The 12,136-nt window shown below is 66.8% G+C and carries 9 protein-coding genes; 7 read left to right on the top strand and 2 right to left on the bottom strand.

Annotated features, from left to right (window positions below; genetic code table 11):
* Positions 1-80: 80 nt before the first annotated feature.
* Positions 81-971 (bottom strand): ROK family protein, encoded by an 891-nt coding sequence (locus ACIQ2E_RS07295; RefSeq protein ID WP_398328280.1) that lies wholly within the window; start codon positions 969-971, stop codon positions 81-83.
* A 9-nt stretch (positions 972-980) separates the two neighbouring features.
* Entirely contained in the window at positions 981-5,339 is a 4,359-nt protein-coding gene (locus ACIQ2E_RS07290) for a translocation/assembly module TamB domain-containing protein (RefSeq protein ID WP_398328277.1), read from the bottom strand.
* 137 nt (positions 5,340-5,476) lie between these two features.
* Between ACIQ2E_RS07290 and ACIQ2E_RS07285 the strand changes: the two genes are divergently transcribed.
* The 7 genes from ACIQ2E_RS07285 to ACIQ2E_RS07255 all read left to right on the top strand — a co-directional run.
* Entirely contained in the window at positions 5,477-5,938 is a 462-nt protein-coding gene (locus ACIQ2E_RS07285) for a DUF2518 family protein (protein ID WP_398328274.1), read from the top strand.
* Between the two features lie 18 nt (positions 5,939-5,956).
* A complete protein-coding gene (locus ACIQ2E_RS07280; RefSeq protein WP_398328271.1) occupies positions 5,957-6,361 on the top strand; it encodes a DUF4332 domain-containing protein in 405 nt (134 codons plus the stop codon).
* 75 nt (positions 6,362-6,436) lie between these two features.
* Positions 6,437-6,730, top strand: a complete 294-nt coding sequence (locus ACIQ2E_RS07275; RefSeq protein WP_398328268.1) for a hypothetical protein — start codon at positions 6,437-6,439, stop codon at positions 6,728-6,730.
* 4 nt (positions 6,731-6,734) lie between these two features.
* The gene (locus tag ACIQ2E_RS07270) at positions 6,735-8,354 is read left to right on the top strand and encodes a CocE/NonD family hydrolase (protein WP_398328265.1); all 1,620 of its coding nucleotides are present in this window, start codon (positions 6,735-6,737) and stop codon (positions 8,352-8,354) included.
* Positions 8,355-8,375: 21 nt separating this feature from the next.
* On the top strand, positions 8,376-9,137 hold the full coding sequence (locus ACIQ2E_RS07265; protein WP_398328262.1) for a DUF3887 domain-containing protein: 762 nt from the start codon (positions 8,376-8,378) through the stop codon (positions 9,135-9,137).
* A gap of 75 nt (positions 9,138-9,212) precedes the next feature.
* Positions 9,213-11,483 (top strand): 1,4-alpha-glucan branching protein GlgB, encoded by a 2,271-nt coding sequence (glgB, locus tag ACIQ2E_RS07260; RefSeq protein WP_398328283.1) that lies wholly within the window; start codon positions 9,213-9,215, stop codon positions 11,481-11,483.
* Positions 11,484-11,572: 89 nt separating this feature from the next.
* On the top strand, positions 11,573-12,136 hold a 564-nt coding region (locus ACIQ2E_RS07255; RefSeq protein WP_398328259.1), incomplete at its 3' end, for a uroporphyrinogen decarboxylase family protein.

Below are 12,136 nucleotides of genomic sequence, written 5' to 3'. Positions count from 1 at the left end.
AGCAGCGGCCCGTTGCAGCAGATCGGGGGTGGGATCGGGAACGCTCACAGGCGCGGCGGGCACTGGGCGCATCATCCCAGCTAGGCGTTGAGCAGCCGATCAAGAGCGAGGCGGGCAGCACCGAGACGGCCGGCCCCATTGCCCAGGGCGCAGCGACGCAGCTCCAAGCCCTGGCGGCTCTCACGCTGCACCCGCTGCTCCACTTCCGCCAGTGCTGCAGGCAGAAAATGCTCACTCGCGGCACTGAGGCCACCGCCGATCAACACCAACTCGGGGGTGAGCACATAGATCAGCGAGCTCAGCCCCACCCCCAGATGCCGGCCGTAACGCCGCCAGATCGCCAGGGCTTCTGCATCACCGTTGCCGGCAAGACGGCAGAGCTCCTGAGGGGTCAGAGGAGATTCGCGAGCCAGCGCGCCGATGCTGCAGAACTGCTCCAGCGATCCACGGTTGCCGCTGTTGCAGGCAGGCCCCTCAGGATCGATGCAGATCAGACCAGGCTCAGCCGCCGCGCCGCCGTGCCCCGTAAACAAGCTGCCGCCCAGCAACACCCCACCGCCCACGCCCGTGCCGAGGGTGAGCAGCAGCACATCGCGGTAGCCCCTGGCTGCGCCCTGCCAGGCCTCCCCCACCACGGCGCAATTGCCGTCATTGGCGAGGGTGACGCGCCGCTGCAGCTGCGGCTCCAGCCACTCGGCCAGGGGAATCTGCTCCCAACCCGGCAGGTTGATGCAAATCCGCGCCACCCGGCCCGCCGCATCCATCGGTCCCGGTAGGCCAACCCCCACACAGGTCGCGAGGCCATCGGGATCGAGCTGATGCACGGCCTCCACCAGGGCGATCACCACCGCGCCGGGCATCGGCGGCTGGGGCGTGGGCACCTCCAACTCCGCCAGCAGCTCCCCCACCACCGAGAAGCGGCCCAGCTTGATCGCCGTGCCGCCCAGATCCACACCGATCAGCTGGGCCATGGCAGCAACCTAAAAGCGGAACAGCAACTGCAACTGGCTCTGCCAGCGCCCCTGGGTATCAATCGAGGTCTGCACGCCCACCCGATCACTGGCCTGGTAGCGGAGCGTCACCTGAGGAGGAAGATCGCTGCGGTTGGGCGCGGCCAACACCGAGAAGTTGAAGCGCTCGGTCACATCCAGACCGATCTCCGAACCCAGAACCAGCTGCGACGGCAGACGGCGGGAGCGGTTCTCCGCAGCCACCACCTCTTCGGGCGCGAAGTAGGTGGGATAGAGCGCAAAGGTGAGCCGTTGGCCGAAAGCGTCGCTGAGCCCGCCCACCACCGGCGAAAGCAGCGATTGGCCCAGCACCGTAGCCAGTGCTGCACCGGCATTGCCCCCGGCCAGACCCACCAGGGAGTTGCCACCGATCAAAGCCACCAGCCGCTCCTGCGGCAGCGGCGGTGAACTGGTGAGGCGAATGTTGTCGGCGAGGCGATCTGCCGGACCCGAGGCCTCCACCCGCACCTTCACCAGGCGAAGCTGATCGATGGAGTTAGCCGGGGCATTCACGTTCCAGTCGTAGAGGTTGGAACGGTTGGTTTCATTGGCCACCAGCGTGTCGGAGACGCGAGTGCGCAGGGCGATATCCACGTAGGGAATCAGCCCGAGGCTCGGGGTGAACACCGCCACGTTGGGGGCATCGGGATCCAGGCTGAAGTTGGTGGTGAACAGGCTGAGGCGGCCGTTGAGCAGGCGCACCACACCGCTCACCTGCAGCGATGGATCCAAGGCACCGCGAAGGGTGAGCAACCCACCGGTGTTGAAGTTGAGCACGTTGGGAACGCCCACCTTCAGATCGGGGCCAAGCCGCAGCCGCAGAGCGTTGAAGCGCAGGAACGGCAGATCCGGCACCGCCGCCCGCAGGTCCTGGCTGGCGGAGCTTTCCAGCTGCTGGCCCATCACCAGCAGCGGTTGCTTGAAGTCCCATTTCGCTTCCACCAGCTGCCGCACAGTTACGGGGCGGGTGGGCTCGTCTTCGGTGGCGAGCTGCCCGGGCTGCACGTTCAAGCTGCCGCGGCTGAGTTGGAGCTCACCCGAGAGCTCTGGCGAACGCAAGGAGCCTCCCACCTCCACCTCACCGCTGGCGATGGCCTGCATGCGCGGCAGCTTGAAGGGCGCCTGCTGCACCTGCAACGCGAGCCGGCGCTTGGGTTGAGCCAGAGGCTCAATCAACCCGAGCTGGCCGCTGCCATTGATCAGACCCTCATCGCCGATGCGGGCGGTGAGCTGCTGCAGCTCGAGCTCACTGAAATCAAACAGAACCGTGGCTTCCAATTCGCGCATGGTCTGGCCGGCCACCTGGAGCACGCCATCGCGGAAGCGCAGGAAGCCATTGGCTAACGGCGTCTGCAAAGAGCCCCGCACGAGCAGCTGAAGGTCGACACTGCCTTGCTGCCACTGCACCCCAGGCCCCCCAAGCACCGAGAGGAATTGCAGCCCATCACCGCGGCTGGCCACCCGCAACTCCAAGGCGTCGCTGGTGGGCTGGAGCGGCACCGTGCCTTTCAGATCAACGCTGTTGGCAGCCCCATCGCTGCGCAACGACCAATCGAGGGTGATGGTGTTGTTCGCGAGCGCCAGATCGCCGCGCTCCAGCCGCAGGGGGGCTCCAGCCAAGGAGGCATCCTGCAGGGCGAGGGCCAGTTGCAACTCAGGGCGGCGGCGACCATCGCCGAGGGCAAAGCGTCCGCTGGCAGCCAGACCACCGCTGAGGCCATCGGGCACCGTGGTGAACAGGGCCAGAAGCGCCAGCGGCAGATGCTCCACCGAGAAGGTGGTGGCACCACCGAGGGGGCCCCGCAGAGTGAGTTGCACTGGAGCTCCCGTGAGAGCCTGGTCGCGATCGGCGCCACGCAACCAGAGATGGCCGCTGGCCTGAAGATCAAGGGAGAGCCGCGCGATCGATGGCCCCATCAGGGTGAGATCGGCATCCATCAGGCCCTGCAGCTGGCGTGGATCGAGCCGTTGAGCGGTGCTGCGCTGCCGGGCCAACGCCGCGGCGACCTGCAGCTGGGCCTGCTCCAGAGCCTGCAGCTGATCGTTGAGGCTCAGCCCCAGGGTGTCGATCACCAGGCCTTGCAGATCTGCAGCAGAACCAGCCAGGCGAGGCGGCCCGCTGCGCCAGAGCAGGGCTGATCTCCAGAACTCCTGCAGGGTTTGGGAGCCAAAGCGGCGCGCTTCAAAACGGGCCCAGAACGGGCCGCCCTGCTCGCCCCGCAGCCGCATGGCAACGCTGTCGTCTTGCTCGCCCTGCCAGTTCCCCACAGCGCTATAGCGGCCTTGGCGGTAGCTGCCACTGGCGGTGAGGAGGCGGCCGTACAGGCCCAAGAGGTGAGGCCGATCCAGGCGGATCTCGCCGGTGATCCACAGCGGTTGCAGATCCAGCTGCCCTTTACCGCTCAAGGCGCCGCCCAACGGCTGGAAGCGACCGCTGGGACCGAGGGCAAAGTCCAGACCCGCCAGGGGGAACGCTTCAGCGCTCCAGTGGTAGCGGCGTGGATCGCCGGCGAAGCGAAGCGAACCGCCCTCACGCTGCAGGTTCACGGCCTGCGGCAGCCAGCGACGATCGAGCTGAGCCTGCAACTCGCCTGGCGGGGCCGGCGCCAACGCTTTGAGCGCCAGGTTGCCCCCACTCCCGCGCGAGCCCTCGAGCACACCACGCCAGCTCTCCAGCAACTGCAGCGGCCCCACACCCGGATCACGCACCAGCAACTGCAACGTCGGTTGCAGCTGCGCCAAAGGCCCCTGCACCGTTCCCCAGGCATCCAGCTGCCCGCGCAAGCGGGTTCCCAGGAGAGCACTCAGCCGCTCCAGCGGATAGCTGCGCAGATCCAGCTGAAGCTGCAGGGCACCGGCGCTCCAGCCAGAGCGCGCCGCTGAGCGCAGGGGCAGCCGCCCTGAAGCTTCCAACAGCGGCGATTGGAAGCGTTGCAGTTCCACCAACTGCGGCTGCAAGCGCAGCTGGGCCAACCAGTCGCCCAGCAGTGGATTGGCCTGTTGGCGCAGTTCCAGCTGCAGCTGCGGGCGATTCCAACCACCCTTCTGCTGCAACACAGCGCTCAGCCTCGGCACCTCTCCCAGCAGGGGCGCCAGTGCGGGCTTGAGCTCGCGGCCCAGCTGCAGCGCACCGCTGCGCAGCTCGAGCAGCGGCCAAAGCGCCCCACTGGCCTGGAGGCTGCTGTCGCCGTAGCGCAACAAAAGGCGCGGCACCGTGAGCCGGAAGCTGGGCTGATTGCGAATGGCAACCAACGACTCCAGCCGCAGGGGCTGGGCGGGCCGCTGAGCCAGGCGCAGCCCCTGCCACGCCGCCGAGAGCTGCAGGTTGGGCTGCTGCCAGGGCCCCCGTAGCTGGGCCTGAAGCTGATGCCCCGCACGGGCCTCGCGGGCCTGCAACTGCAGCTGCAGCGTTCCTTTCGGCAACGCCAGCACCCCGTTCAGCCGGCCGCGCCAATCGCCCCAGGCCAGGGCCGAGGGTGCCAGCCGCAATCCCCGCTCAAAACACTGCAGCGGCAGGACCTGAGCCGTGAGCGGGTCAGCAAGGCCCTGGGGCCGCCAGCGCACGGCCGTGGCGTTCAGGCCACCGGAGCAGCTGCCTACACCGGAGCGGCGCTGCAGCTGCAGCTGCCCCTCCACCAAGCCATCGAGGCGTCCCACCAGCTGGCCATGCAGGCCAGCCGGCAACAAAGGCACCAGGGGCTTGAGCGGAAGCCGCTGCGGCCGGAGTTGCAGCCGCCAGGAACGCTGCTGCCAGTTGGCCTGCAACTGGAACGGCAACTGCCCGCCAGCCTGCGGGCTGAGCGTGCCACGAAGATCAACCTCGCGGCGCCACAACGGCAGATCGGCTTCACCCCGCAGCGTGAACGGGATGGATCCAGCCAGGCTGTGCAGTACGCCCCGCCCGGGCTGGGGCACCTGAATTCGCAGGGCCACCCTGGGTGGTTCCCGACCCGGCTTCTGGGTGGGCAACTCCCAGAAGGCTCCACGGGCGTTGCGGCGCAGCTCCACGGTGGGCCGCAGCACCCGGATCTGCAGCACAAAGGCGCGTTGCAACAGGCTGCCTAAGGGATCCAGCGCCAGTTCCACCGCCGGCGCATCCACGCTGGAAGGGTTGTTGGGCACCGGCACAAACCGACTGCGGCCCGCCGCGAAACCCAAGGGGCGCAGGCCCGCATAAGGCCCCAGCTCCAGTGGCTGCCCGAGGGCCCCACTCACAATCCGCTCCAGCCAGGGGCGACGGGCGTTGTAGAGGCGTTCAGCCAGGCGATCGGCACCGATCCAACCGGCTGTAACCAGGCCAATCAACCCGAAGCCAGCAAGCACGATCACCGGCCGCGATGCGGCCAGCTCGTTCGCGCCAACAGGGCGGCCTGATCGGCGAAGGGATCGGCGGATCCGGCGGCCCGTGGGTCTCAGTGTCTGAGCAGGCCGCAATATAAAGGTGATCTACCGAACCGCCGAGCCCCATGCGCGCTGATCCCCTGCTGCTCACCGCCGGCGAGTGGCTGGGTGTTGCGTCGGCTGCGCTGCTGCTGCTCACCCTGGTGGCGTTCGTGGTGCGCTGGGGCATCCGCTTCCGCCTGGTGGGGATCACCAGCTTCACGGTGCTGCTGTCGCTGTCGTGTCTCGCCTTTGCCGTGAGCTATGCGCCGCGCCAGCTGGTGGATGGTGCAGTGAGTGTGCCGGTGGTCTTCGACAACGGCACGGATCTGGTGGTGGCTTCTGCACCGGCAGACCTCGACCCGGCAGCGTTTGGTCCGTCGGTGCAGCAGGTGGCCCTCAATCTGCGGGGCAGCGGCCGCGGCACCGAGCTGGTGGAAGTGCGTCTGCGCCGGGTTGAAGCCACGGCGCCGGGCACCGACACACCCGTGGTACTGGCCACAGCCATTCGCAACCTGGCCGATGGCAGCGTCAGCTTGCAGGGTTGAGCGGGGAGCTGCGGGCGATTGAGCCATCCCCTAGGCCCACTGCCCCAGCACTTCCGCAAGGAAGAGCAGGTACTCCAGAAACACGGCATAGACAGTTGGGATGAGCTCGCCGCCCTCAGCGATGGCCAACTGCGGGTGCTCTCCAGCCAGGGCGGTGCCCTGGAGCGCCAGCTGCGCAAGCTGCGCGGCCAGGCGCAGCTGGTGGTGGAGCTGCAGTTGCAACCCTATGAGGCGGCGCTGTTGCTCTACGCCGGGGTCGCCTCCAGCCGCGGTTTGGCGCAGGCCTCTCCGCAGCAGCTGCTCACCCAACTGGGGCGGTTGGAGCGCTCCCTCACCGGGATGGCTCCGGCCAGGATCGATGCCACCACGGTGCGCCTCTGGATCCAACGAGCCCAGCAGACTTCCAGTCGCTCCGGGAAGTGACCCCAACCGCCCGGCAGGGGGCGGCAGCCTCCTTGAAATGGAGTGAGATTCTTCTGCGCCTACGGCTGCACTGCCATGACCCCAACCCGCCTGAGCGGCCCAGGGCTGGCGATCGCCTTCGCCCTAGCCACGCCGTTCCTAACCACTGCCACCTCCCTGGCCAATTCACCGTTGCTGGAATCGGTGAAAAACAACCCCCAACGGGCCAAGGCCCTCTGCAGCGAATTGAAAGCGCTCAACGCCCAGGGGCTCTCCTACACCTCCCCGCAGGCCGTGGCTCAGATCGCCACGCGGCAGGGCTTAAGCAACACCGACGCCGAGATTCTGTCCACCTACGTGGTGGGCCTCTACTGCCCAGACGTGCGCTGAGCTCGTGCGCTCCAGCGGTGTGAGCGACCACTGGATCCAAACGACCGACGGCTCGAACCTGCGCTGCCGGCTATGGACCCCAGCAGGCCGAGGACCATGGCCGGTGCTGCTGATGCGCCAGCCCTACGGGCGGGCCATCGCCTCCACCGTGACCTACGCCCACCCCCAGTGGTATGCGAGCCAAGGCTTTGCTGTGGTGGTTCAAGACGTGCGCGGCCGCGGTGACTCTGAAGGATCGTTCCGCGGGTTCTGCCAGGAGGCTGCCGATGGCAGCAGCACCCTCGCCTGGCTGCGGGCTCAGAGCTGGTGCAACGGGCGGGTGGGCACCTACGGCTTCTCCTACCAGGGGCTCACCCAGCTGCTCCTGGCCGATGAGGAGCAGCTGCCCGATGCCCTGGCACCGGCAATGGCCGGATTGGATGAGCGGCGCCACTGGGCCAGTGAAGGGGGCTGCCACTGGTGGGCCCTTGGTGTGGGCTGGGGCCTGCAGCTGGCGGCACAGGGCTGCCAGCGCCGCGGTGATCAGGAGGGTTGGTGGGAGATCCGCCGCAGCCTGGAGAGCGGCGACTTTCTGCTCCATGGCCAAGCGCTCCTGGAGCGGCTGGATCCCGAGGGCATGGCGGCGGCTTGGCTGCAACGCGACCCTGCCCAGCCAGCAGCTTGGACGCGGCATGAGCCACCGGAGGCCCTGTGGCGCAAGCCGATGCTGTTGATCGGCGGCTGGCACGATCCCCATCTGCTGGGCGTGCTGGAGCTGTGGCAGCGGGCTCGTGCAGCCGGGGGTGAGCCGTGGCTGCGGCTGGGCGCCTGGAGCCATCTCCAATGGAATGGCGGCCTCGATCAACTGCAACTGGCGTTTTTCCGCCGCCACCTGATCGCAGCCAGCGAAGCCGGCCCAGCGAACCCTGCACCACTGCCACAAAACCCTGAAGTGGCCTCGGCATTGCAGAACATTGCCGATCACCAATGGCAACGATTGGAACCCACGGCGTGCAGCGATCAGGGCTGGGCTCTGAGCAGCGCAGGCCTGGCGGCGGTTGATGCCACAGAGGGGCAACTGATCCCTATGGATGCCAGCACGCTCAGCAGTGCAGGCGGGCGCCTCACGATCGTGCATGACCCCTGGCGCTCGCTGCCGGGGCGTGGTGGCCACCTCGGCCTCGATGCCGGCGCTGTGCTCCGCACCGACCTCGATCAACGCACCGATGTGGCCTGCTTCAACAGCGCGGTGCTCGATCAGCCGATGCAGCTGCTGGGACGCCCTGTGCTCGAGCTGGCGGCGAGGGCCGATCAGCCGGGCTTCGACCTCTGCGCCGCCTTGTCGGTGGTGCACCCTGATGGCCAGGTGCGCCAGTGCAGCACCGGCGTGGCCCGCTGGCTGGGAGACACCTGCCAGACGATGGCCCGCCGCCAGGTAGAGCTGCAGCCGTTGCTGCTCACGCTGCAGCCGGGCGAGCGCCTGCGCCTCTCGCTGGGCCTGGCGGCCTGGCCCCAGATCGCCGTGAATCGCGGCGATGGCACGCAGCCCTATGGCCCCGCCGGGCCACAGCATCGGGTGATCAGCGTGGAACTCGAGCTCTGCGCAGCCAGCCTCAGCATCCAGCCGATGGTTGGGGCAAACTGAGGCCCACTGTTGCTTCCTGCGATGCTGCGCCCGCTGCGCTCCGCCCTGCCGGCTCTGCTGGCCGCCAGCCTGATCGGTGCCGCTGCCACCGCGCCTCTGGCCCAGGCCCAGACAGGCGCTGCGAGCAAACCTGCAGCTTCAACCAGCGGCACCGCCCTGTCTGTGGAGCAGGCCCGTGCGGCGGCAGTCCGCATCTTGACTGCGGTGAAGGATGGCGACGCCAAGGCGCGCTTTGCCCAGTTCTCTCCGGAGCTGCAGGCGGTCACCAGCCCGTCGATGATCGCGGCCACGATGCGCACCCAGCCCAAGGTGCTCAGCTACGAGCTGCTCAGCGTGCGCAGCGGCATGAGCGGCAGCACCGTGGAAGCCGAGCTCACCACCAAGCTCGGCAAGCGTGTGGTGTTCATGGTGCTGAACAGCAGCGGCAAGATCGCTCGCTACTACGTGGATCACGCTGACGACGCCACCAGCCAGGTGGCGCTGCAATTCGTGCAGGCGATCAGCACCGGCAACTTCATCACCGCCCAGAGCTTCCTCAGCCCTGGTGCGCAGGAAGACCTCTCGCCAGCGGTACTGCAAAGCAAATGGCTGGAGCTGCAGCGCGAAACCGGCACTTTCTTGAAAGTGGGCCGCGCCGTGGAGGCGGAAAGCACCCCCGATACGCGCTTGGTGCTGGTGAACGTGCAGTTCAACCGCCTCGCCGACAACCTCTACGTGATCCTCAACAGCGAGAACCAGATCACCGGTGTGGACTTCCCTGAAAACCCCGCCGGACCCAGCTGATCGGAGAAGGGAAAACGGCCTTAAGCTCCCAGCCACGCTTTTGCACTCACGCCTGTGCTGGCTCAGCTCGACTGGATGGTGGACGATGCCCAGCGCTTGGCCGAGTGCCGGCACGACCACCCCTTCGCCGTGTTGGGGCCCCAGCCGCTGGAGAGCGGCAACTGGGTGGTGCGGGTGTGGATGCCCGAGGCCGAACGGGTTGAGCTGATGACCGGCGGGGTGGCCATGCCGATGACCACCCCCCATCACCCCTGGATCTTCGAAGCCGAAGTTCCCAGCGATCCGGGCAGCGGCTACCAGGTGCATGTGCTGCGCGGCGGCATCGAGCATGTGGCCCACGATCCCTGGGCCTTCCGCGAGGAGTGGATGGGCGAGATGGATCGCCATCTCTTCGCCGAAGGCAACCACCACCACATCTGGGAGCGCATGGGCGCCCATGTGGTGAGCCGTAACGGCGTTGCCGGTGTGATGTTCTGCCTGTGGGCACCGAACGCCCGCAGTGTGTCGGTGCTGGGCAACTTCAACGGTTGGGATGGGCGCCATCACCCGATGCAGGCCCGGCTGGGCGGCTGCTGGGAGTTGTTCATCCCAGGTCTGAAAGCCTCCGAGATCTACAAATACGAAATCCGCACCCAGGAGGGGCACTGCTACCAGAAGGCCGACCCCTACGGCTTCCGGCACGAGGTTCGCCCCAACAACGGCTCGATCGTTGAGGCCCTCGAGGGCTACAGCTGGAGCGATCTGGCCTGGATGCAGGAGCGCGATAGCCGCAACCCGCTGGATCAGCCGATTGCGGTGTACGAGATGCACCTGGGCAGCTGGATGCATGCCAGCGCCGATCAGCCCTACCTCGAGCCCGATGGCACAGCGCGTCCGCCGGTGCCGGCAGCCGACCTGAAGCCCGGCGCTCGCCTGCTCACCTACCCCGAACTCGCCGATCGGGTGATCCCTTACGTGAAGGCACGGGGCTTCACCCACATCGAGCTGATGCCGATTTCGGAGCATCCCTTCGATGGGTCCTGGGGGTATCAAGTCACGGGCTGGTACGCCCCTACCAGCCGTTTCGGCACCCCAGATGAATTCCGGGCCTTCGTGGATCGCTGCCACGCAGAGGGCATCGGGGTGATCCTCGACTGGGTGCCGGGCCATTTCCCCAAAGACGCCCACGGCCTGGCCTTCTTCGATGGCGCCCACCTCTACGAGCACGCCGATCCGCGCATCGGCGAGCACAAGGAATGGGGCACACTGATCTTCAACTACAGCCGCAACGAAGTTCGCAACTTCCTGGTGGCGAACCTCGTGTATTGGTTCGAGCAGTTCCACATTGATGGCATCCGCGTGGATGCGGTGGCCTCGATGCTCTACCGCGACTACCTCCGCCCTGATGGCGAGTGGATTCCCAACGAGCACGGCGGCCGCGAGAACACCGAAGCGGTGACCTTCCTCCAGCAGGCGAACCACGTGCTGTTCCAGCACTTCCCCGGCGCCCTTTCGATCGCGGAGGAGTCCACCACCTGGCCGATGGTGACCAAGCCCACCGATATGGGAGGACTGGGGTTCAACCTCAAATGGAACATGGGCTGGATGCACGACATGCTCGATTACTTCGAGCTCGATCCGTGGTTTCGCCAGTTTCACCAGAACAATGTGACGTTCTCGATCTGGTACGCCTACACCGAGAACTTCATGCTCGCCCTCAGCCACGACGAGGTGGTGCACGGCAAGAGCAACCTGCTGCACAAGATGCCGGGTGACGACTGGCAGAAGTTCGCCAACGTGCGGGCCCTGCTGGCCTACATGTGGACCCACCCCGGCAAGAAAACCATCTTCATGGGGATGGAATTCGGCCAGCGCGGTGAATGGAACGTGTGGGGTGATCTGGAGTGGGAGCTGCTCCAGTACGAACCCCATCAGGGCCTGCAGCGCCTCGTAGACGACCTCAACGTGTTCTACAAATCCGAGCGTGCGCTCTGGGGAGACGATTTCAGCGATTTCGGCTTCCAGTGGATCGACTGCAACGACAACCGCCACTCGGTGATCAGCTTCATGCGCCGCGAGAGCACCACCGGCCGTTGGGTGGTGGTGGTGGCCAACTTCACCCCCCAGAGCCACTCCCATTACCGCATCGGTGTGCCGATGAGCGGCTTCTACAGCGAGGTGTTCAACACTGATTCGGAGCGCTACGGCGGAAGCAACCTGGGCAACCTCGGCGGCAAATTCACCGAAGAATGGGGCATTCATGGTTACGAGCACTCGCTCGATCTCTGCCTGCCGCCGCTCTCGGTGCTGGTGTTCAGCCGCGACGAGAAGCGCAGCCAGGAGCTGGAGGCCACCGCGACTCTCTAGCTGTGTGACGAAGCGGCAGAACCCTGCCGCCGGCAGGCCAGCAACGGGGGTGCCTTCGGGTAGGTTCGCGCTTCGCGTCCCCATCGCCCATGACCGAAACCGCCCCCCTGCTGCTGCGCGCCGCCCGAGGTGAGCAGGTGGAGCGGCCCCCGGTGTGGATGATGCGCCAGGCCGGCCGCTACATGAAGGTGTATCGCGACCTGCGCGATCGCCACCCCGGCTTCCGTGAACGCTCCGAAAACCCCGATCTCTCTTTTGAGATTTCAATGCAGCCTTTCGAGGCCTTCAAGCCCGACGGCGTGATCCTCTTCTCCGATATCCTCACGCCCCTGCCGGGCATGGGGATCAACTTCGACATCGTGGAGTGCAAGGGTCCGCTGATTCACGATCCGATCCGCTCGATGGCTCAGGTGGAGGCCCTCCGCCCCCTGAACCCCGCCGAAAGCATGCCCTTCGTGGGTGAGGTACTCACCCGCCTGCGCAGCGCTGTGGGCAACCAGGCCGCCGTGCTCGGCTTCGTAGGTGCCCCCTGGACCCTCGCCGCCTATGTGGTGGAAGGCAAGAGCAGCAAGAACTACGCGGTGATCAAGGCCATGGCCTTCCGCGAGCCCGAGCTGCTGCACAAGCTGCTGGATCACTTCGCCGAATCGATC

Source organism: Vulcanococcus sp. (genome assembly GCF_044369115.1).
Classification (GTDB): domain Bacteria; phylum Cyanobacteriota; class Cyanobacteriia; order PCC-6307; family Cyanobiaceae; genus Vulcanococcus.
The sequence above is the reverse complement of the archived record's forward strand: the minus strand, read 5'-3'. Positions and strand labels throughout refer to the sequence as shown.